Source organism: Arthrobacter sp. 10T425 (genome assembly GCF_056393985.1).
Window position 1 is genome coordinate 162,766 of the sequence record NZ_JBFTGZ010000008.1, and the last position, 20,399, is coordinate 183,164.

General features: G+C 65.0%; 17 protein-coding genes. 11 read left to right on the forward strand and 6 right to left on the reverse strand.

Annotation, left to right across the window (positions count from 1 at the left end):
• Positions 1-84: 84 nt before the first annotated feature.
• Complete coding sequence (locus AC1DDH_RS11595; protein ID WP_476868219.1) at positions 85-1,404, reverse strand: NADH:flavin oxidoreductase; 1,320 nt, start codon at positions 1,402-1,404, stop codon at positions 85-87.
• Between the two features lie 603 nt (positions 1,405-2,007).
• Between AC1DDH_RS11595 and AC1DDH_RS11600 the strand changes: the two genes are divergently transcribed.
• On the forward strand, positions 2,008-2,385 hold the full coding sequence (locus AC1DDH_RS11600; protein WP_476955465.1) for a hypothetical protein: 378 nt from the start codon (positions 2,008-2,010) through the stop codon (positions 2,383-2,385).
• A 10-nt stretch (positions 2,386-2,395) separates the two neighbouring features.
• Here the strand turns inward: AC1DDH_RS11600 and AC1DDH_RS11605 are convergent, their stop codons facing one another.
• The 3 genes from AC1DDH_RS11605 to AC1DDH_RS11615 are packed head-to-tail and all read right to left on the reverse strand — an operon-like array spanning position 2,396 to position 5,885.
• Positions 2,396-3,424: an ABC transporter permease gene (locus tag AC1DDH_RS11605; RefSeq protein ID WP_476955466.1), complete on the reverse strand. Its 1,029-nt coding sequence runs from the start codon at positions 3,422-3,424 to the stop codon at positions 2,396-2,398.
• Positions 3,421-4,380 (reverse strand): ABC transporter permease, encoded by a 960-nt coding sequence (locus tag AC1DDH_RS11610; RefSeq protein ID WP_476955467.1) that lies wholly within the window; start codon positions 4,378-4,380, stop codon positions 3,421-3,423. The genes AC1DDH_RS11605 and AC1DDH_RS11610 overlap by 4 nt, the downstream gene beginning before the upstream one ends.
• On the reverse strand, positions 4,377-5,885 hold the full coding sequence (locus tag AC1DDH_RS11615) for a sugar ABC transporter ATP-binding protein (protein WP_476955468.1): 1,509 nt from the start codon (positions 5,883-5,885) through the stop codon (positions 4,377-4,379). The genes AC1DDH_RS11610 and AC1DDH_RS11615 overlap by 4 nt, the downstream gene beginning before the upstream one ends.
• Positions 5,886-6,011: 126 nt before the next feature.
• Between AC1DDH_RS11615 and AC1DDH_RS11620 the strand changes: the two genes are divergently transcribed.
• Positions 6,012-7,271, forward strand: a complete 1,260-nt coding sequence (locus AC1DDH_RS11620; protein WP_476946721.1) for a substrate-binding domain-containing protein — start codon at positions 6,012-6,014, stop codon at positions 7,269-7,271.
• 564 nt (positions 7,272-7,835) lie between these two features.
• Here AC1DDH_RS11620 and AC1DDH_RS11625 read toward each other — a convergent pair.
• Entirely contained in the window at positions 7,836-8,855 is a 1,020-nt protein-coding gene (locus AC1DDH_RS11625; RefSeq protein WP_476955469.1) for a dihydrodipicolinate synthase family protein, read from the reverse strand.
• Positions 8,856-8,882: 27 nt separating this feature from the next.
• Entirely contained in the window at positions 8,883-9,896 is a 1,014-nt protein-coding gene (locus AC1DDH_RS11630) for an ornithine cyclodeaminase family protein (RefSeq protein WP_476955470.1), read from the reverse strand.
• Between the two features lie 144 nt (positions 9,897-10,040).
• On the opposite strand from AC1DDH_RS11630, the gene AC1DDH_RS11635 reads away from it, so the two are divergent.
• The 9 genes from AC1DDH_RS11635 (at position 10,041) to hxlB (ending at position 20,329) form a co-directional block, all read left to right on the forward strand.
• The gene (locus tag AC1DDH_RS11635) at positions 10,041-11,417 is read left to right on the forward strand and encodes an aldehyde dehydrogenase family protein (protein ID WP_476858223.1); all 1,377 of its coding nucleotides are present in this window, start codon (positions 10,041-10,043) and stop codon (positions 11,415-11,417) included.
• Positions 11,418-11,523: 106 nt separating this feature from the next.
• Positions 11,524-13,026, forward strand: a complete 1,503-nt coding sequence (locus tag AC1DDH_RS11640; protein WP_476858222.1) for a bifunctional 3-(3-hydroxy-phenyl)propionate/3-hydroxycinnamic acid hydroxylase — start codon at positions 11,524-11,526, stop codon at positions 13,024-13,026.
• A 41-nt stretch (positions 13,027-13,067) separates the two neighbouring features.
• A complete protein-coding gene (locus AC1DDH_RS11645; RefSeq protein WP_364744927.1) occupies positions 13,068-14,006 on the forward strand; it encodes a VOC family protein in 939 nt (312 codons plus the stop codon).
• Between the two features lie 30 nt (positions 14,007-14,036).
• A complete protein-coding gene (locus tag AC1DDH_RS11650; protein WP_476955471.1) occupies positions 14,037-15,068 on the forward strand; it encodes a fumarylacetoacetate hydrolase family protein in 1,032 nt (343 codons plus the stop codon).
• Positions 15,065-15,916 (forward strand): ABC transporter substrate-binding protein, encoded by an 852-nt coding sequence (locus tag AC1DDH_RS11655; protein WP_476858220.1) that lies wholly within the window; start codon positions 15,065-15,067, stop codon positions 15,914-15,916. Before AC1DDH_RS11650 ends, AC1DDH_RS11655 begins: the two co-directional genes overlap by 4 nt.
• An 89-nt stretch (positions 15,917-16,005) precedes the next feature.
• The gene (locus AC1DDH_RS11660; protein ID WP_476858219.1) at positions 16,006-17,022 is read left to right on the forward strand and encodes a fumarylacetoacetate hydrolase family protein; all 1,017 of its coding nucleotides are present in this window, start codon (positions 16,006-16,008) and stop codon (positions 17,020-17,022) included.
• Positions 17,022-17,630, forward strand: coding sequence for a cupin domain-containing protein (locus AC1DDH_RS11665; RefSeq protein ID WP_476858218.1), 609 nt, complete (start codon positions 17,022-17,024; stop codon positions 17,628-17,630). The genes AC1DDH_RS11660 and AC1DDH_RS11665 overlap by 1 nt, the downstream gene beginning before the upstream one ends.
• Positions 17,627-19,597 (forward strand): acetoacetate--CoA ligase, encoded by a 1,971-nt coding sequence (locus AC1DDH_RS11670; RefSeq protein ID WP_476955472.1) that lies wholly within the window; start codon positions 17,627-17,629, stop codon positions 19,595-19,597. The genes AC1DDH_RS11665 and AC1DDH_RS11670 overlap by 4 nt, the downstream gene beginning before the upstream one ends.
• A 141-nt stretch (positions 19,598-19,738) precedes the next feature.
• Complete coding sequence (gene hxlB / locus AC1DDH_RS11675) at positions 19,739-20,329, forward strand: 6-phospho-3-hexuloisomerase (RefSeq protein ID WP_476955473.1); 591 nt, start codon at positions 19,739-19,741, stop codon at positions 20,327-20,329.
• The last annotated feature ends 70 nt before the right edge of the window (positions 20,330-20,399 follow it).

Consider the following 20,399-nt stretch of genomic DNA (forward strand, 5'->3'; position numbering starts at 1 on the left):
CGGAGCCCGGGCACACGCACGTCTTTGTACCAAGGCTGCCGCGTCGGCCCCATGGCGGGCGGGGGCCGACGCGCGGCGAAGGCGTCAGCTCTTAGAGGCCTTCGCGCCGGCGGTCGCCAGCTTGTCGGCGATGCCCATGAGGACCGGAGAACCGGTCGCGGCGATCAGCAGGCTCTCCACCGGACGCTTGAGCACAATCGATACGGGTTCCTTTGCCCCCGCGAGAACCGCTTCGCGTCCCATTGCCGGGTTCTTGTGGCACCGCACCGGCACGTTGAAGATCAGGCGGCGCAGGCAAGAGTTGTCGTGATCACACCACACAATCTCATCCTGTCGTCCCTGCAGGACCTTGTTGGGGAATTCCGGATCGGCCAGCATCTGCCGGGCCAGCATGATTCCGTCCGCGAACCCGGCGGTGATGGCGTCTGCACACTGTTGAGGGTCATAGGTGCTACTGAGAAGCAATGGAACCTCGGGCATGGCGGCGCGGAACGCCTGTGGCTCTCCGTGCTCCAGGATTGCGCCCGATTCGGAAGTGACGTTGTTGTCCATCGACTCGTAGTTCGCATCGCTCAGGGCGATATATCCCACCCCTTCCTTCTCAATGATCGCGGCGACCTCCGCGAAGCCTTCGGGCCCCTGGCCATCGGGAAGGTGGTCGTTGGTGCTCATCCTCAAGCCCACCGGATATTCGGTTCCGACCTCGGCGCGAATCGCCCGAATTGTGTCGACAAGGATGCGGGCGCGGTTCTCGGCGCTGCCGCCGTATTCATCCGTCCTCCAGTTGGTGCGCGGTGAGAGGAAGGAGGAATAGAGGTAGCGCATGTGTGCGCCCAGTTCGATGCCGTCGAAGCCGGCCGCCTTGGCACGCCGCACCGCGGCGACGGTTTGCTCCTGGACCTCAAGGATTTCCGCCTTGGTGATCTCCTCCGGTGTCGGGTTCGTTCTGCCGCCGGGAATGTAGAAACCGTGCGGCAGGCGGGGTGCGGCCATGCGGACGGGCTTTGGGCTCGCAGCCCGCGTGGGCCGTCCCTCGCCGGGCACGCCCATGGCGCCGAAACTGGGGAAGATCTGGGCGAAGATGGGTACATTTTGCTCGTGCACGGCGTCGACCATGCGCTTCAGGCCCGGAATGAATTCGTCGCCGTCGAAGCGCATCAGGGGCTGGAATGGTGCCTCCTGGTTCCCGCGCTCTGTGGCCACGCCGCCACCGATGATCAGTAGCCCTGCGCCGCCGCGCGCCCGAGTGGTGAGGAACGCAATCGTCTGGTCGCTGGGATGGCCGTCCTTCGTCGGCTGCAGCACCGCCATGGGGCTGAGCACATAGCGGTTCTTGATGGTCAGGCCGTCGATTTTCCAGGGGCTGGAAAGCACCTCGGCGACGGTGGAGGTCTCGGCGGACATTTGTTCTCCTTGGATTGTCAATGGAATCTGGATGAAGCCATTCATCCTTTATCACGTTCGAGTCGTGTCGTATCGTATCGCGCTTGTGCCGTATTTCATATGGATGGCCCGAAAGGGCTTGGTTCGCGATACCTGTATGTGCGGACACGTGTCTCGATGAAGCTTTCTAACGGGCCATTCACGAGCCCTCGTGGAACATGAATTCCGTCGCGCTGGGCCATTCACAGGCATGCATAAGTTCTCGCTCATCTTTGTCGCGGTGTGCGACCGGCCCGTGGGTACCATCGGGCCGGCCTCGACAGGGAAGCGGACCGCATCACCCGCTACATGAGGAGCGCTGCATCGGCCAGGGGGATTCTGACGGCATGGAGACTACATCGAATTACCTGCATGGAATCCTCGTACATGGCAGGTCGGACTCTAACCTTCAACCGGGATGGGCTGCTGCTCGGATCAGCTGATATCTACGCCCATATGCCTTCTAACATAAATCGACCTCGACGCGTGTCATGAGCGGGGCGACCGTTCAACTGAGTCTTGCCCAGATAGGGGCCGCTTGTTGACGGCTGTAGGCGGAGCGTCCTCAATAGACGGCAAAAACTGATGACCGTCCACTTCGCGATCGGCACTTTTCACGATGGCATGTCGACCTTCCCCGGGCTTGTTATAGATGAGGCCGTCTATGACATCTCCAAAGTGCTCTCCGGAGTCGTCGATGCGGCCACCCTTCTGCAAGGCTGGCAGCAGAATTATAATGCCCTCAGCCTGTTCGCCGAAGACCAGCAGCGGCGCGCTGAGGCAGCCGCAGTGCCGTTGGCTGGGCTGCAGATCCTGCCGCCGGTCAGCCCCATGGGGCAATTACTGGCAGCGGGCGCCAACTACCGTCAGCACGTCATCGAGATTACGGTCGCGCACAAGCTCGGTGATCCAGATGCTTCCGAAGCTCGAGCTTCGGGAGCAGGCTGCCCGGGAAGTGGATGAGCGCCGGAACTCAGAACCTGTCGCGGACGTGGCGTTCCCGACCGTAGAGCGACACCACAGCAAGGATGATGACCCCGAAGACGATGCGGCTCTGGGCTTCCGTCAGCCCATTGCTGACGATGATCGTTGACAAGAGGGTGAGCGTGAGTGCGCCCAGCAGCGTCCGGGTGTAGCTGCCGCGAATCGAGCCGAAGATCGAGCCGCCGACGAGGACCGCGGCCAGGCCGGAGAACAGGTAGGGTTCCCCGATGGTTTGCGACCATCCCGCGCCGAAGGATGCGATGAAGATGCCGGCAACCCCGGCCAGGGCTCCGGAGGCTGCAAAGACCATGGTCCACACGGCAGCGGTCCGGACCCTTGCCAATTGAGCGGCCCGGAAATTGATTCCCGTCGCGTAGAAGCGACGTCCCGCCGCGGTGCGATTGAGGAAAAGCCACATTCCCACCCCGCAGAGAAGCACGATCAGGATGATCGGGGGGAATGGCAGGCCAAGGGTGGTCCCCCTTAGGCTGGCCAGGGAACGCAGCGCCTCCGGCGGGGCGGAGGAATAGTCGCCGTCGGCGAGGAACAGGGTCGCGCCCGTGATGGCCGCGCCGGTGCCCAGCGTGACGACCAGTGGCTGGACCGCGAAGCGGTGGCAGATCCAGCCGATCAGGGCGCCGACGCCGCCGCAGACCACGACTGTGATCAGCAGGGCTACGACCGCAGGGACCCCGAGCTTACCCGCGACGTTCGCCGCCATGAATGTACCGAAAAGGATGTAACCCGGGGCCGCCAGGTCAAGCCCGCCCAGGATCACCACAAGCGTCTGGCCCATGGCTGCCAGGGCCAGCAGGGACGTGATGACCAGTATCGAGGTGATTGACCTGGGGTTTGCGATTGCCGGTATGGTGATCACCAGCCAGGCCGCCAGGGCCAGCACGACAAGGACCTGCAGGGCCGGTACCTCGAAGACCCAGGCCCTGAACCTGGTCCAGGGTCTGGGCCGGACCGTCGGTGCCTGGGTTTTTGGTGCGGGGGACAGGGTGTCACTGCTCATGATGCGTTCCTCTTCAAGCGGGGGGCCAGCAGCGTCGCGCCCAGCACGACGCCAACGACGAGGACGGCGCCGTAGGCAAATTGGATGAGGCTGGGTGCCACGCCCGAGGCCGTGAGCAACTGTTGCAGCAGATAGATGGAGACCGCCCCGAAGAGGGCACCCAACAGCCCGCCGCGGCCGCCGGCCAGGCTCGTTCCGCCCAGCACGGTCGCGGCGAGCCCCAGCAGGGCATAGGTGGAGGCGAGCGAAGACTGCGATGACTGCACGATAGCCGTCAGGGCGATTCCCGCGATTCCGGCGAAGAGGCCGCCGAGGGTATAGGCCAGGATCCGGATTGCCTTGATGTTCACGCCAGAACCGTAGGCTGAAACATCACTCTCGCCGGTCGCGAGGAGATTGCTGACGAAGGCCGTGCGGCGCAGGGCGAACCAAATCAGCCCGGCGACGCCGATGGTCAGGAGAGCGCCCGGGACGATGCCGATGCCCCCGGCGAAGACCTCCGTCCAATTATTCGGGGCGGCCACCGGATTCTGGGCGATGGTCAGCGACAGGCCAACGAGCAGGAACAGCATCCCGGTGGTTGCGACCACCGGATGCAGGCGCACGACGGCGACCAGGATTCCGTTCAGGGCTCCGATTCCGGCGGCCACCGCCAGGATGATGGGTGCCGCGAGATGCCAGTTGCCCAGCCCCGCGGGAATGAGGATGGCGACGAACAGGCAGTTGCTGAAGGTGGCCAGGGGACCGACCGAAATGTCAATGCCACCGGCGAGGATCGAGGGCGTGGAGGCGAATCCCACCAGCACGAACGGCGCCAGCGTTGCCAGGGTGCCGGGGAGACGCGCGGGGGAGAGGAAGGACGGTGAGACGATCAGGTTCAACACCAGCAGCACCAGTGCGAGCAGCAGGGCAAAGGCGAAAGGCCAGCGCTGGAACAGGGGGAGGACGCGGTTCATGTATGCACCTCTGATTTCTGGCCGAAGTATGCGGCGACGATGGACTCGGTGGAAAGCTCGGAATGGGGGATCTCGGCAAACACTGATTGGTCGCGGAAAACCAGGACGCGGTCTGCGAGGTCGACGAGTTCGTCGACCTCGCTGGAGAGGACCACGACGCTCATGCCTTCGGCACTGAGCCGGTCCAGGATTGCGTAGATCTCCCGCTTGGTCCCGATGTCGACCCCTCGCGTGGGGTCGTTAAGCAGCAGGACCCTGGGGTCCGTGGCAAGCCAGCGGGCCAGCAGCACCTTCTGCTGGTTGCCGCCGGACAGGGTTGAAATTGCATCTTGCGCGGCGCCGAAGCGCAGTGACAAGGACCGAGCGAACGCATCGAACCGCCTGGCGATGCTGCGGGTGTCCAGCAACCCGCAGCGACGGTCCTCCCCCAGGGTCGGGAGTGCGAAGTTCTCCCGGATCGACATGGACTCGAACAGTGACTCACCGCGACGCTCCCGAGGCAGGTACGCGACCCCCAAGGCATCCCCGTTCCGCTCGGTAAGGTCTGCGGCGCCCTCGGGCGGGAGGCGAACAACCCTGCCCGGCCCGGCAGCCACGCCGGCCAGGCGCTTGATGAACTGGTCCTGTCCGTGGCCTTCAAGCCCGGCGAGACCCACGACCTCACCGGCGCGCAGCTCGAAGTCGATGGGTGCCGAGGCCGGTGCCAGACGGACGGCGGATCCCCGAAGGATGACGTCCCCGGGGTCGTGTGGCTGCCGCCGGGTCTCGTTGTGGCCGGAGTTTCCGGTCATGTCCGAGATCAACCGGTCGACGGACAGGTCCGAACGGTCCACGGTGGACACGCTCCGGCCGGACCGCAGAACGGTGACCCTGTCCGAAATCTCCGCGACCTCGTCCATCCGGTGCGAGATGAACAGGATGGCGGTCCCCCCGGCCGCGAGTCGGCGCAGCTCGACGAAGAGCCGATCACGGGACCTAACGTCCAGGGAAGCCGTTGACTCATCAAGGATGAGCACCTTGGGCTTTCGCACGAGCGCCCGCGCAATGCAGATGGACTGCCGCTCGGAGAGCGAGAGTTGGCCGGCGGGAAGATCGAGGGGTACCTCGCCGGCGATACGCGAGAGGACATCTTGCGCTATTGATCGCTGCTCGGCGCGGCCCAGCCGGCGACGGAACGTCCCGTGGGACCCGAGCCAGACATTCTCGAGGACCGACTGGCTCCCCGCGGTGAGGACCTCTTGGAACACCGCCGCAATCCCCAGGTCCATGGCCTGTCGTGGCGATCGGCTGTTGACGGGGACGCCGTCCAATGTGACGGAGCCGGCGTCAGGACGGTGCACCCCACCCAGGATCTTTACGAGCGTGCTCTTCCCTGAGCCGTTTTCGCCCAGGAGCGTGTGGATCTCGCCCGGCCGGAGATGGAGGTCACCGTCGATAACGGCGCGCGTGGCACCGAACCGCTTGCTCACCCCGGCGAGCATCAGGCCGGATGGTTGGTTGTTCACGGCGAATCTCCTTTGAATGGCCGATAAATGTGTCTCAGGTCATATTCGAAACTAGACGAATCGTACCGCATGTGCCTAACCTGATGCCATACGATACGAATCGTTTTATTTGGCAGGAGATAAACCATGAAGAAGACGACCTTTTTCCCCCGCTTCTCGACGGTCGGCGCCGCGATCCTGGGGGCTGGCGCCCTCGTCCTGACGGGCTGCTCGGCATCGGCGCCAGCGGCCCCGGGCTCCTCCGGAGGGGCAACCCCCGCCAAGGTGTCGCCGGCGGCAGCCGGGACCTGCGGGTCGCTGCCTACGGGTAGGGCGAACGATCCGAACGGCCTGCTGTCCGGTTTGCCCAAGGAGATCGCCGCGGGCTACAACCTCTACCCCTACGAGATCCGGAAATCGGCATGGGCCGACTACAAGTCGAAGAAGACTGAGGGTTTCACGGCTGCGATCGTGGGCATGCCACCTGCCAGCCCCTTCATTGCCTCCATGTCGGAGGCGATCCGCACGAGCCTGAAGGCCAATGGTGTCAAGATCGTCGGCGACTTCGCCCCAGATGACCCGTCGAACGTGCCCCTGCAGCTTCAGCAGTTCAACGAAGCGCTCTCGCTCAAGCCGGACGTGATCATCTACACCGCCATCGCACCGGAGCCGTCCGTGGGCTTGGCAAAGGCCGCCCATGACGCCGGCATCCCGCTGGTTGCCGCCCAGGTGCCGATCGATTCCGAGTACGCCGTGAGTGTGACGAGGAATACCCCGCTCGCTATCGCCCAGGTCACCGCCGGCACCGTGGCGTCAATCGGGGGCAAGGGCAACGTCCTGCGCGTCGACGGCATCCCGGGCATCCCGGTCTCGACCTTCGCGGGCCTGGGCATCGACGCCGTCCTGGCTAACTGCCCGGAGGTCAAGGTCGCCGGGTCGGTCACCGGCTTCTTCCAGCCGGCCACGGCCCAGGCGGAGGTCCAGAAGTTCCTTGCGACCCACCCTGCCGGGGTTGACGCCGTCTTGCAGGCCGGAACGATGGGCGTCGGCATCCGCAACGCCTTTGTGGAATCGGGCATGGAGGTGCCGCCGATCGCGGACGACGGGTCCAGCCAGGGATTCTCCTCCTGGGCGCTGGCAAACCCCGGCTACCCCTACTTCGGCACCACGACCCCGTCCGTGCGCACCGGTGAGGCAGTGGTCGATGTGGCCCTGCGCATCCTGAAGGGCGAGGGACCGAAGATCAACCAGATCGTTGAACCCTCGGTGATCGTCTCTCGGGAGAACCTCGCCAAGGTCGCGGACCCCTCGTGGGACCACAATGACCTGACAGACCTGGCCGGCGACCCGGCGGACTACCTGCCCACCGACCGGCTCAACGCATTCTTCTCAAACCCCGGCGCATAGGGGAGGTGCGAGTCATGAGCACGAGCGATGATCCTCCACCCGGCCTGCCGATGTCCGGGTGCCGGGTGCCGGGACCAACGCCGGGCCGGTGAACGACTCAACGCGTTTTTCGGATAATCCCGGGGCCTGACGCCGACGCAGGAGCACACTCATCACCGGTCCTGGACCGGAACCGAGGGCCTCTTCCGCCGGGTGGATGTCGAATCGACATCCACCCGGAAGGGGCCCTCGCCTGCTGTTGGGCTGCACGGTGAACGCGCCGGCCGGCGCGGAAGCCAGGATTCAGGGTACGCGGCCGCACGAGAACCGTCCGTCCTGCAGACCCCGGCCGCTTGCCTGTTTGTAGTCCGTTTCGGCGGCCGACGCACGATCCCGTTCCCTGCGTCCTCTGATTTCGTCAAGGGTGGCCCGCGGTCGCCGGATCGGTTCCGGTGCTGCATCTAGTCATTCAAAGGTCATTCAAGCCGTTTTCACGCGCAAAGAAGCCCCTTGGGACACTGAACCAGCATGCCGGTTCAGTGGTCCAAGGGGCTTTCCAATGCCGGCACTCCGCCGGACGGCCGCTTAGGGGCTGACGCGTCCGCGCAAGAATTCCGAGTCCGGGGAATCGGTGACGGGCAGTCCCGAGGCTTCCAGGCTTGCGCGCAGCTGCTTCATGAAGCGGTCGGGAAGTCTGACTGCCGGCGGGCGCAGGGCGCCGCCGTTGAAGCCGGAGAGCCACTCCTGGTACTTCCACTGGGTGCGGTTGATGGAGCTGGTGCCCGGGGTGGAAGTGGACGATACAGCCATATTGGCGGCCCGGGCCGGCTGGACCTCCCAGTAGCGCTTCATAGCTTCTTCCCATTTGCCGGTGCGCGCCAGTTCGAAGGCCTTGGGGTAGTAGTCTCCCATCCAGTTCGTGTTCGCGGTGCCGGAGAACTGGACGTCCAAGACCGACATGAGGGGGATTATTTCGGCCTCGATGGGGCAGGAGATCACTACTTCATCGCGGAAGTGGTGGTACATCTCCATGACTCCGGGGATGCCCGGGTAGCCCTGTTCGGCCTTGATGGCGACGATGCTCGGCATCGCGTCGAGGACGCGGCGCACGAAGTCCACGCTCATGCCTGCGGGGTGGATGCGCTCGAAGCCCCAGGCGGGGAGCGGGAACAGCATGGTGGCCAGATCGGTTTCGTCGGTGAAACGCTTGGTGTAGTCGAACACCTCGTCGTACGAGGTCGGCCAGAACGATGAAGGGTAGGCCAGCAGCGCGCGGTCGGCGCCGGCCTTGGTAGCCAGGTTTGCTGCATGGATGTTTTCTTCCAGGGTGCCGAAGATTGCGTGGAAGAAGAGGGCGAAGTCCGGGCCGGCTGCTTCGCGGGCGATGGCTGTGATTCGGGCGTTCTCCTCCGGGGTGATATTCGCTTCGGCGATCAGCAGGGAACCCTTGTAGCCACGTTCCTTGAGCAGGAGGATGTCGTGGCGGATCGCGTTTTCGTTGATGGCAGAGAAGTCCGGGGTGAAGGACGGGTGCGTCACCGCGACGGTGCCGACGAAGTTCTCCCGGGCCCAGGAGCGGGCTTCGGATTTGGTGAATTCCACCATGTTGTTCTCCTTTATTGTCAGTGGGGTCTATTTGCGGCTGGTGACGATGCCGATGGGCAGGACGGTGCCGATGCCCTCGGCGCGGGCGCGGTTAACGAGCATCTCGGCAACAACGATGTCCTGCAGGCCGGAACCGGTCGACTTGTAGATACGGATCCCGTGCTCCGCGTCGATGGCGGTTTCGCCGGTCAGGACGGCATTGAGTGTGACAATGAGCGAATCGACATCGACGCCGTGTGCCCGGGCCGCGATCATGTCCCCGCTGCCGTGCACGACCTCGTCACGGGTGTCCACCACGACGACCGCGGCGCGGGCGATCAGCTCCGCGGGCAGCTCGCGTTGTGCGGGGGTCGTGGAACCGATCGAGACCACCGCGGCGTTCGGGCCGACCCATTCGGCCAGCAGCGTAGGGGACTCGTCGCGGGAGCGTGCCGCGCACAGGATGAGATCCGCGCCTTCCGCGGCCTCGCGGGCCGAGCCGACAGCTCGTGCGGGTGCGCCGAACGTGCCGTCGAACTCGCGTGCAAAGGCCTCGCGGTTGGCAGGGGTCGGACTGAACACACGGATGTCGGCGAACTCAAGCAGGTGGGAAAAGGCTGTCAGGTGGGAACGCGCCTCAAAGCCGGAGCCGATCACACCGACGATCAGCGGCCGCTGCGGCACGATCGTGGAGGTGCCCACGGCAGTGGTCGCTGCGGTGCGCAGGCCGGTGACGCGATTTCCGTCCACGAGAGCCACCAGATCCGCGGTGTCCTTGTCGAAGAGTGAAATCAGATAGCTGACGCGCAGGCCGTCCGCGAAGGACCCGGCGATTGACTTTGCGCCGAACAGTTGGCCGTTGGGCGGCACCGAGGGCATGATCCGCAACCATTCGCGAGGTGTCTGGGCGAAGATCCTTCCCGGTGTGCCGCCCTCGTCGTCGGGGGCCTTGTAGGCGGTGCGGATGGCTTCGATCGCCCCGGCCCAGTCCGAAAGGCTGGCGACGTCGGCGTCGGTGAGAAAGAGCGGAAGATTGTTCGGTAACTCGCCATTGGTGCTCACGGGGGCACTCCTTGGATGTCGGGCAGCCGGTCCACGGGCTGCGGGCGTGGGTGGATTTACTGAGTAGACCCAAATAGTATCCGATACGAATCGTATCCTATATAGTCGTGACAGAGAACACGTCTCCAGGAAAGGATCCCAACCATGGCAATCGCAACCGTCAACCCGACCACCGGTTCGACCGAAATGATCATTGAGCCGCACTCGGCCGAGGAAGTTCAGGATCGCATCGCGGAAGCCGCCGAAGCGGCGCGGCTCCTGCGCGGCAGCACGTTCGCCCAGCGTGGGCAGTGGATGCTCGCCGCGGCGGACATCTTGGAGGGTCAGGCGGAGGGCCTGGGCGAATTGATCACCGTCGAGATGGGCAAGCCGATTGCGCAATCGATTGCCGAGGTGCACAAGTGCGTCAAGGCCATGCGTTTCTACGCCGAGCATGCCGGGGAATTCCTGGCCGATGCCCCGCTGGCGGACCCGTCAACTGTCGGCGCAACCCGCGCGTGGACTCGCTACGAACCGCTGGGCACCGTACTGGCGGTCATGCCCTGGAACTACCCCCTCTGGCAGGTCATCCGGTTTGCGGCCCCGGCGCTTATGGCGGGCAACTCCGGCCTGCTCAAGCATGCCTCGAACGTGCCCCAGGCGGCGCTCTTCCTTGACACGCTCTTTGAGCGGGCAGGGTTCCCGCGCGGCTCCTTCCGCACTCTGCTGATCGGCGGCTCCGAGGTGGCCGGCGTCCTGGCCGATGCGAGGGTCAAGGCGGTCACCTTGACGGGTTCCGAGCCGGCGGGGCGCTCCGTTGCCTCCATTGCCGGGGACCATGTGAAGAAGGCCGTGCTGGAGCTCGGTGGGTCGGACCCTTTCATTGTCATGCCCTCGGCGGACGTCTCGGCCGCGGCGGCGACCGCCGTGCGTGCGCGGATCAGCAACAACGGCCAGTCCTGTATTGCCGGCAAGCGCTTCATCGTGCACACCGAGGTCTATGACGCGTTCGCCGCCGAATTCGTGAAGCTGATGTCGGAGCTTGTCGTCGGGGACCCGCTGGATCCCGCGACCCAGGTAGGGCCCTTGGCCACCCTGTCAGGGCGCGATGAGCTGGCCGGGCTCGTTGAGGACGCCCGCGCCCTGGGTGCCCAGGTGCTGACCGGCGGGGTGACTCCCGGGGGCCCCGGCTTCTTTTACGCCCCCACGGTGCTCGCCGGGCTCAGCGACGGGATGCGGATCATCCAGGAGGAGACCTTTGGGCCCGTCGCCTCGCTCTATCGTGCGGCGGACCGCGAGGACGCCCTGCGGATCGCCAATCAGACCACCTTCGGGCTTTCCAGCGCGGTCTGGACCAGCGACGCCCAGGAAGAGGAATGGTTCACGGCCAATCTTGACGCCGGCGCGGTGTTCGTCAACGGCATGACCGTCTCGCACCAGGAGCTTCCGTTCGGCGGGATCAAGCGCTCCGGGTTCGGGCGTGAGCTCGCCGCGGACGGCATCCGGGAGTTCTGCAACCTCAAGACCGTCTGGAAGGCCTGAGTCGCAAGGCTAGACGCGCATTCAAGCCCACCCGTGCCCTTGTGCGGCTAAGTGATGCATGTTACTTTTTATTCGAAACGATACGTACTGAACTTGAAGGAGCAAGATGGCTAACGTCAACGTCGACGTGGTAGTGATCGGGGGAGGGCCTGTAGGAGTCACTGCGCTGGCCTTGCTGGGGCGCGCAGGTCTGACCGCCATCGGGGTGGAGCGTGATGTCCAGGTTTGGCCAACTGCCCGCGCCGTGCACTTTGATGGTGAAACCTTCCGCACCCTCCAATCGCTGGGAGTCGCCGAGCGCTTTGCCGAGGTAACTTTGCCGATGTCCTCCTTCCACATCGAGAACGAGGAGCGGGAAGTCCTGGTGTCCTTGCCCACGGGTCAGTTTGGCACCCAGGGTTGGCACGACGATCTCACCTTTCACCAACCGGACATCGAGGTCCTGCTGCGGGATGTCGTGGAAGAACTTCCCGGCGTCGAGCTCCGCCGAGGCACCAGCGTGCTCTCCGTGCGCAATGAGGGACCGGGCGTCGAGGTGGCGGTGCGTGGCTCCGACGGCGCGGAATCCTTAATTCGCGCCCGCTGGGCCATCGCAGCGGACGGGGCACGTTCACCAAGCCGCCAGGCGCTGGGCATCGAGTGCGAAAAGCTGGGCGAGGATGCACAGTGGCTTGTCGCGGACGGCATTTTGGAAGAGGGCCCCGGCCTGTCTTCCGACATGATCTTCCTGGGTCATCACACAAGGCCCGCCCTGTGGATCCGCCTCCCCGGCAAACGGGTGCGGATGGAGTTCATGTTGATGCCGGGGGACGACCCCGAGGAAATTGCCACCCCTGCGGGTGTGGAAAAGATCAGCCACGGCGTGCTGCCGACAGACAGATTCACTGCAGACCGGCTCGCTATTTATACCTTCCGTGGCCGCATCGCACGGCAGTGGCGCGCCGGGAACATCTTCCTGGCGGGGGACGCAGCCCACCAGGCGCCACCGCTTTTTGGTCAGGGCCTATGCGCCGGAATACGCGACGTGGCCAACCTGGTGTGGAAGCTCGATGCCGTCAAGCGCGGTGCGGCCGACGACAGCCTCCTTGACACCTACGAGAGTGAACGCATGCCGCATGCACGGTTCTGGGTCGAGCAGGCAACCCGGGCGGCGGGCTTCATGCAAACCACCGACGCCGACACCGCGAAGCAGCGTGACGCCTTCATCCGCGCAAACCCCGCCGCATCCGCACCGATCTCACCCGCGCTGGGCCCTGGCCTGCACGACGGCGGCACCGACGAACGCGCCGGCCGGCTCGGCATGCAGCCGATCCTCGCCGACGGGGTGCGCCTGGATGACATGGTGGGAAGCCGTTTCCTGGTGGCAACAACCCGCGAGCTCTATGCCGCGGTCCCGGCCCCACTGCGGGAACTACTTGAGGAACATGCCGACGTCGTGGTCCTGTTCGATCCGGCCAAGGTCGGCCAGATCCTTGCCGCCGCCGGCGCCCAGGCGGTCGTCGTTCGCCCGGACCGCTACATCCTGGGCCTCGGCGACACCCCCGAGGCCCTGGAGCGCCTCATCCGCAGCATTCCGCAGGCCGGCCACAACGTGCCGGCACGCATCTAAACCCACATCCGCGTCAAACGGACAGAACACAGGAGACCATCATGGCATTCAGCCCCATCACACACCTGAGGCACTTCGACATCGCGGTGCCCGACTACCAGAAGCAGGTTGAGTTCTACAAGAACCACTGGGGCCTCACCGAAATGGAGAACGACGGCGGCGTGACCTACTTCGCCGCCGAGGGATCCCCGGAACAGTATTCGGTCCGCGTGCGCGAGGCCGAGGAGAAGCGCCTTGACATGGTCGCGTTCGGCGCGGCGGACAAGGCCTCGGTGGACCAGCTCGCCTCGGACCTCATTGCCAAGGGCGTGAAGCTCATTGGCGAACCCGATGACGTCAAGACCCTCGGTGGGGGATACGGCTTCCGCTTCTTCGACTTGGAGGGACGCACCATCGAGGTCTCCTCCGATGTTGAGGTGCGCAAGCACCGCAAGATCGAGGAACGCGAGGCGATCCCGGTGCGGCTCTCCCACGTGGTGCTCAACTCCCCGGAACCGGAAAAGATGCGCGCCTGGTATGAACAGCATCTGGGCTTCCGTCTCTCCGACACCCTGAACCACCCGCACATGGGCGACCTCTTCTACTTCATGCGCTGCAATGCACAACACCACTCCATAGCGATCTCCCGCGGTCCGCATGCCTCGCTGCAGCACGCGTCCTTCGAGCTGCGCGGCATCGACGAGTACATGCGCGGAAGCGGCAAGCTGCTGCGGTCCGGGTTCAAGAAAATCTGGGGCCCTGGCCGCCACAAGGCCGGGGACAACACCTTCACCTACTTCCACGATCCCAACGGGAACACCATGGAATACACCACCGAGCTGGATTCGGTGGATGAGGATACCTGGCATCCAAGCATCTTTGACACGCGCGACCCCGAGACCTCCGACCAATGGGGAACCGGCGGCGACATGGACGAATTCATCGCCCGCGAAATGTTCAACGACCGCGACAAGGGCCTGTACGTGGCCCCACCGGTATAGCGGCAGCAGACAATGACTAATGGAGGATTCATGGAAGAGGCACGCGTGAACGGATTCATGCTGGGCACTTTCGAGGACGGCGGGGAGGAGTTTCCCGGTGTGGTCTTCGGCGACGACGTCGTTGACCTGCGCACAGTGGTGCCGGGAATCGGGCGGATCGGGGACCTGTTCGCTGACTGGGATGCGCACCTGGACGCCCTCGAGGCCATCGCCCCGGCAGCGGCGGGCGCACGCCCGCTCGACGGGCTGCGGGTGCTGCCGCCGGTGCAGCCGGTGGGCACCATCATCGCCGCGGGGGCGAACTACCGTGAGCACGTCCTGCAGATGAGTGTGGCCCACAAGCTCGGCAAGGAAGGCGCCGATGCGGCGCAACTGGCCGCCGACGCCGCAGCCGAAATCGACGAGCGCGGCCGGACGGGCGACCCCTACGTCTGGACCGGGATCCCCTCGGCGGTCTGCGGCGCCTACGATGACGTGAAGTTGCCGGATGTCGGCGGAAACGTCGACTGGGAACTGGAGCTTGGCGTGGTCATCGGCCGCAGGGCGCACCGGGTCGGGGCCGAAGACGCTTTCGACTACGTGGCCGGGTATACGATCGTCAACGACATCACGGCGCGCACGCTCGTACCGCGCAACGACATCGCGATGATGGGCACCGACTGGTTCCGTGCCAAGAACCAGCCGACGTTCTTCCCCACCGGCCCCTACGTGGTGCCGAAGCGGTTCGTCCCGGATCCTGCGAAGCTCCGCATCCGCTTGAGCCTCAACGGCACGTTGATGCAGGATGCCTTGGCCGATGACCTGCTCTTCGACATCCCGAGCCTGATCGCCTACGCCTCCTCGGTGGCCGTGCTGCTGCCCGGCGATGTCCTCATCACCGGTTCGCCTGCGGGCAACGGTTCGCATTGGGGCCGTTACCTGAGGGACGGCGACGTGATGGAGGCGGAAATCTCTGGTCTCGGCATCCAGCGTTCAACGGTCCGTGGGCCTAGCGGGCAGTTGCCTCCCTGGTATGTGGATCGCCCGGACGCGGTCGCCGCGGCCGGCGGGGCCGCCCCGTGATCCTGCGTCAAAGCCACTTCGTTCCGCCGGTGTCCTATCTGCTGGCGGCCGAGCTGGGATTTCTGCGCGGTGTTGAGGTGCTGCCCACCCGGACGCCCTCGAGCGCGGAGCAGCTGCGGGCCCTGCTTGCCGGGGAGCAGGACATGGTGGTCACGGCTATCGACAACCTGTTCGAATGGACCCGGGCCGGCGCCGACGTGCGCCTGGTTGCCCAGGTCGAGCAGACCACGCAGCTGGGCATCCATGCAGGCGGTGACGTGGAATCCCTCGCGGACCTGGCCGGGTGCCGGTTCGCCGTGGACGCCCCCGACAACGGTTTCGCGCTCATCGCCAAGCACCTGCTACGGGACGCCGGCGTCGAGGTCGACTACGTGGTGGTGGGCGGCGTTCGCGAACGCTTGGACGCGCTGCTCGGCGGCCAAGTGGACGCGACCCTGCTCGGGCCGCCGTTCGACAAACTGGCCGAAAAGGCCTGGATGCGGCGCGTGGTGGACGTCAATGCCCTGCTGCCGGAACTGCCGGGCCAAGGCCTGGTGGTCCGCGCCGAGCTTCTCGCTTCCGCAGAGCTGGAACGCTACCTGGGCGCTTTGGTGCGCGGGGTGGCGGCCGGAGAGTCGATGACCGACGCGGAGGGAATCGAGTTGCTTGAACGCTGCGGCTACCAGGCGGCGGCCACGGCGGCCTGGGGCGCGCGCGCCCGCACGCTTGCGGTGGATCAGCGCGGACTTGGACTGCTGACCGGGATCCGTCGAAGCCTGGGCATGCTTCCGCCGGACATCGGGCTGGAGGAGCTCTGCGACGGCGAACCACTCCTGAGGGCCACCCGGGCCGCCACGGTCGGTAACTGAGCGTCACCCCCACGAACTTGTCTATTGCAACCCCACCAACCCAATGCGATACTGTACGTATCGTATGTTTGATGTCCAAAGGAGCAACCATGAAACTGGGACGTATAGCAGTGCCCACGCCCGACGGCGAGCAGATTCGACTCGTCGCGGCCCAGCCGGAGCAGGGCCGGGTTATTGACCTTGCCCGCGCCTATGCCTTGACGCTGCAGCGCAAGGCTGCCGAGCCCGAGCGCGCCCGGGCTCTCGCCCTGGCGGTGCTTCCCGGAAGCCTGGCGGCGGGAATCGGCGGAGGCGCCGTATTCCTGGACGCCGCACACGCTGCGCTTGCCGCGGCCGACGACGCTTCGCTTGCCATCGATGAGGTCTCGTGGCGGGCGGCGGTCGACGCCCCGGTCATTCGCGACGGGCTGACCTTCGAGCAGCACATCCAGAACTTCCACCGCATTGTCGCCAAGGCACAGCCGGCAAGGTCGATCTACGAGCGTCCGGGGTATTTCAAGGGCACTACGGCCATGTCCTATGGCCACAACCAGGTTCTGCCCTACCCCGACTTCACCGAAGCCCTCGACTGGGAACTCGAGGTCGGCTACGTCGTGGGCAAGTCCGGAAGCGACCTGACCCCGGACACGGCGCTGGACCACCTCTTTGGCATCACCGTCTTCAACGACTTCAGCGCACGCGATATCCAAGGCGCGGAAATGGCGATCGGCATGGGCCCGCAGAAGTGCAAGGACTTCGGCTACGGCATTGGCCCCTGGGTCACCACCATGGACGAAATCGATTCCATCGAGGGACTGCGCGGCCAGGTCCGCGTCAACGGGGAGGTGCTCTCCGACACCAAGGTCGAGGACTTTGTCTACACCCCCGCAGAGCTGCTGGCCTACGTCTCGATCTCCGACCGCCTGCAGCCGGGCGACATCATTGGATCGGGCACGATGGGCTTCGGCGCCGGCGTTGAAATCGGAAAGTTCCTGAAGCCCGGCGACGTCATTGAACTCGAGCTCGAAGGCGTCGGCACGTTGCGCACACCGATCTCCACCGAACGCCAGAAGGCTCCCTGGTGGCCCGAGCCGCGCACCTACCCGCACGAAGAATGGGTGGTCTGATGACCCGCCCCCCAGTACGCCGCATCGTCACCGGGCACGACGACCAGGGACGCGCCATCATCCTCTCGGACGGTGCCGCGCCCAACCACTGGTCCTCGGAAGTGATTCCGGGATTCGGTGCCACCGTGCCCTGGCTGACCGCGGCCGGACGCATCGACCACGTCACCGACGCGGACCCGGCCGCGGCCGACGCCGAGATTCCCAGCTTCCCCGCTGCCGGCGAGACGATCCTGCGCATTGCAGACTTCCCGCCGGACGCCGTCTATCCGGACGAGGCGGGTTCGGTGATCTTTAGCGAGCTCGACGGGCACGACGAGGCCGAAGCAGGCGCCGAGCACAGCGGCTCCAAGCACTTCTGGTTCCATCGCACCGACTCGCTGGACTACGCTGTCGTGCTCGAGGGCGAGATCACGCTGCTGGTCGACGAGGGTGAGGCAACCATGCGCGCCGGCGACGTGGCCGTGCAACGCGCCACCAGCCACGCGTGGTCCAATCGCACCGACCGCACGGCCCGGGTCCTTTTTGTGTTGATCGGAACCGAGCCCCTCACAGCATCCCAGATCGCCGAGCGACGCAGGGAAGCTTCCCGGCCCTTGGAGAGCGCATGATCCTCAACGCCCACGCCGCAGACGGCGAAGTGATCTGGGAGCCCGACCTCGAACGCAGCGCGGAGACCGGCATCGGGCAATTCGCCGCCTTCCTGGGCCGGCAAGGCATTGATGTCAGTGCAGGCTACGACGAGCTCTGGCAGTGGTCGGTGGATGAGCCGGAACAGTTCTGGGAACTCTTTGCCCGGTTTGCGGGAGTCGAGTTCGGCGGTACGGCAGGACCGGTCTGCACCAATGACGCCATGCCGCACACGCGGTGGTTTCCGGGACGCACTCTCAATTTCGCCCGGCACCTGCTGCAGGGCCACGAAGGAATTGCGCTGGTGGGCATCGCCGAGGACGGGACGCGCGAAGAGGTCACCTGGGACGCGCTGAGGCGCGAGGTGGCATCCCTCGCCGCGCACCTTCGGGACCGCGGGGTGGGCCACGGGGACCGGGTCGTCGGAATCCTTCCGAATGTTGCCGAAGCCGTCGTCGGGCTGCTCGCCACTGCCACTATCGGTGCTATTTGGTCCGTCTGCGCCCCTGAGTTCGGCCCGGGTGCGATCGTTTCGCGGTTCGCCCAGCTCGGTCCAAAGGTCGTCATCGCCGCCCCGGGCTACATGCTTGGCGGGAAGGACCGGGACCGCCGCGCGGAGCTGGGGGAGATCTTCGCCCAGCTCCCCACCCTCGAGTACGTGATCTGGGTGGGACGGCATACCTCCGTCCCGAGTGTCCCAACCAGGGCCCCGGCCGTGGACTGGGCACAGGCCGTGGCCGAATGGGCGGAGCTCGTCTTTGACGACGTCGAGTTCAGCCACCCCCTGTGGGTCCTATTCTCCTCCGGGACAACGGGCATTCCCAAGGGCATTGTGCATGGCCACGGCGGGGCGCTGCTTGAGGAAATGAAGATGCTCCTCATCCACTCCGACCTGGGGCCCGGGGACCGCTATCTCAATGTGGCCTCGACGAGCTGGGTGCTGTGGAATGCACTCGTCTCCGCACTGGGCGTGGGGGCGACGGCGGTACTCGTCGACGGAAACCCCACCTTCCCGTCCATCGACAGGGTGTGGCAGATTGCCGCTGCCGAGCAGGTCGCGGTCCTAGGTGTCGGTGCTGGATTTGTCCATTCCTGCGCGAAGGCCGCACTGCTACCGATGCGCGACCACGACCTGGGTGCCCTGAAATCCCTTCAGGTCACTGGATCGCCGCTTTCGGCCGACGGTTATCGCTGGGTTTACGGCAATGTGGGTGACATCTGGTTGAGTTCGATGAGTGGTGGCACCGACATCGCCTCCATCTTCGTGGGAGGATCTCCGACACTGCCGGTCCATGTCGGTTACATCCAGGCTCCGGCCCTCGGAGTGCGCGTGGAGTCGTGGGATGAAGCCGGCAATCCCACCCGGGGAAAGGGCGAACTGGTGGTGACCAAGGCAATGCCCTCGATGCCGCTGAGTTTCTGGGGAGACGACGGCAGCCGGTACCACGAGAGCTACTTCGCGATGTATCCGGGGGTGTGGCGGCACGGGGACTACATCGAGTTCACGCACCGGGGCATCCTCATCCACGGCCGTTCCGACTCGACCCTCAACCGCAACGGGCTGCGGCTCGGTTCGGCAGACATCTACACGGTGGTCGAATCGCTGCCGGAAGTCGCCGAGGCGCTGGTGGTCGGTGCCGAACTGGGCACTGACTACTACATGCCGCTGTTCGTCCATTTGGCCGACGGCGCCAACCCGGACGTGACCCAAGAGGCGATCACAAGATCAATCCGTGAGAACCTCTCCGTCCGATACCTGCCCGACGAGATTGTCTTCATGTCCGGAATTCCGCATACCCGCACAGGAAAGAAGCTGGAAGTCCCCATCAAGCGGCTTCTTCAAGGAGCGCGGTTGGAAACGGTCGCGGATCTCGGGTCGGTGGATGATCCCGTGCTGTTGGAAGAATATGCCCGGTTTGCCCTTGAACGGCAGACGATATCACCGTAGGCGGCGCCGCTACCGGCTTCCGACAGGTTCGGCCCGCCGTAATGGGTGATGGGCGCCGGGACGTATCGAGGATAAAACATCCAGCGACTCAACGGCTGGCTAAATACGGCTCACCCCGTCAAAGGAGAGACATTGGGAACCATGCCAACAGCAACACCTGTCAGTCAAAAAACCGCGGGCGCCATCGGCCACAGCTTCACTCTGATCCGGGGCGAGGTTGGAGAGACGGCAGACTGCATCAATGAACAGGAACTTGCTCACCTGGCCACCCATCTCACCACCGTTAACCGGGTGTTCGTCGCAGGGGCAGGCCGCAGTGGACTGGTTCTCAGGATGGCCGCTATGCGCCTGATGCATCTCGGCCTCACGGTCCACATCGCAGGGGACACCACCACTCCTGCAATCCGCGCCGGGGATCTGCTGGTGGTGGCCTCTGGATCCGGAACAACCTCAAGCGTGGTGAAGGCGGCAGAAACTGCGGCAAAGGCCGGTGCAAAGGTGGCCGCATTCACTGCCAACACAAACTCCCCACTGGCTGCAGTATCCGACATGCTCGTGGTAATCCCGGCCCCGCAGAAAAGCGACCACCAATCGGGTGCGTCCCGGCAATATTCCGGAAGCCTCTTCGAACAGGTGCTATTCCTCGCCACCGAAGCGGTGTTCCAAGCCCTCTGGGAGGAAACCAGCATTTCTTCCGAACAGCTCTGGACCCGGCACGCCAATCTCGAATAGCAGGACTCAGGATGGCGACGACGGAGGCGACGACTGATGCAGCGGAAACACCCGTCAACAACTCACCCCT

Bases quoted from the DNA above. Each gene is read 5' to 3' on its own strand.
- AC1DDH_RS11645 (WP_364744927.1), top strand. From the start codon at position 13,068: ATGGCATTCAGCCCCATCACACACCTGAGGCACTTCGACATCGCGGTG.
- AC1DDH_RS11620 (WP_476946721.1), top strand. From the start codon at position 6,012: ATGAAGAAGACGACCTTTTTCCCCCGCTTCTCGACGGTCGGCGCCGCG.
- AC1DDH_RS11595 (WP_476868219.1), bottom strand. From the start codon at position 1,404: ATGTCCGCCGAGACCTCCACCGTCGCCGAGGTGCTTTCCAGCCCCTGG.
- AC1DDH_RS11600 (WP_476955465.1), top strand. From the start codon at position 2,008: ATGACCGTCCACTTCGCGATCGGCACTTTTCACGATGGCATGTCGACC.
- AC1DDH_RS11610 (WP_476955467.1), bottom strand. From the start codon at position 4,380: ATGAACCGCGTCCTCCCCCTGTTCCAGCGCTGGCCTTTCGCCTTTGCC.
- hxlB (WP_476955473.1), top strand. From the start codon at position 19,739: ATGCCAACAGCAACACCTGTCAGTCAAAAAACCGCGGGCGCCATCGGC.
- AC1DDH_RS11635 (WP_476858223.1), top strand. From the start codon at position 10,041: ATGGCAATCGCAACCGTCAACCCGACCACCGGTTCGACCGAAATGATC.
- AC1DDH_RS11665 (WP_476858218.1), top strand. From the start codon at position 17,022: ATGACCCGCCCCCCAGTACGCCGCATCGTCACCGGGCACGACGACCAG.
- AC1DDH_RS11660 (WP_476858219.1), top strand. From the start codon at position 16,006: ATGAAACTGGGACGTATAGCAGTGCCCACGCCCGACGGCGAGCAGATT.
- AC1DDH_RS11670 (WP_476955472.1), top strand. From the start codon at position 17,627: ATGATCCTCAACGCCCACGCCGCAGACGGCGAAGTGATCTGGGAGCCC.
- AC1DDH_RS11650 (WP_476955471.1), top strand. From the start codon at position 14,037: ATGGAAGAGGCACGCGTGAACGGATTCATGCTGGGCACTTTCGAGGAC.
- AC1DDH_RS11640 (WP_476858222.1), top strand. From the start codon at position 11,524: ATGGCTAACGTCAACGTCGACGTGGTAGTGATCGGGGGAGGGCCTGTA.
- AC1DDH_RS11605 (WP_476955466.1), bottom strand. From the start codon at position 3,424: ATGAGCAGTGACACCCTGTCCCCCGCACCAAAAACCCAGGCACCGACG.
- AC1DDH_RS11625 (WP_476955469.1), bottom strand. From the start codon at position 8,855: ATGGTGGAATTCACCAAATCCGAAGCCCGCTCCTGGGCCCGGGAGAAC.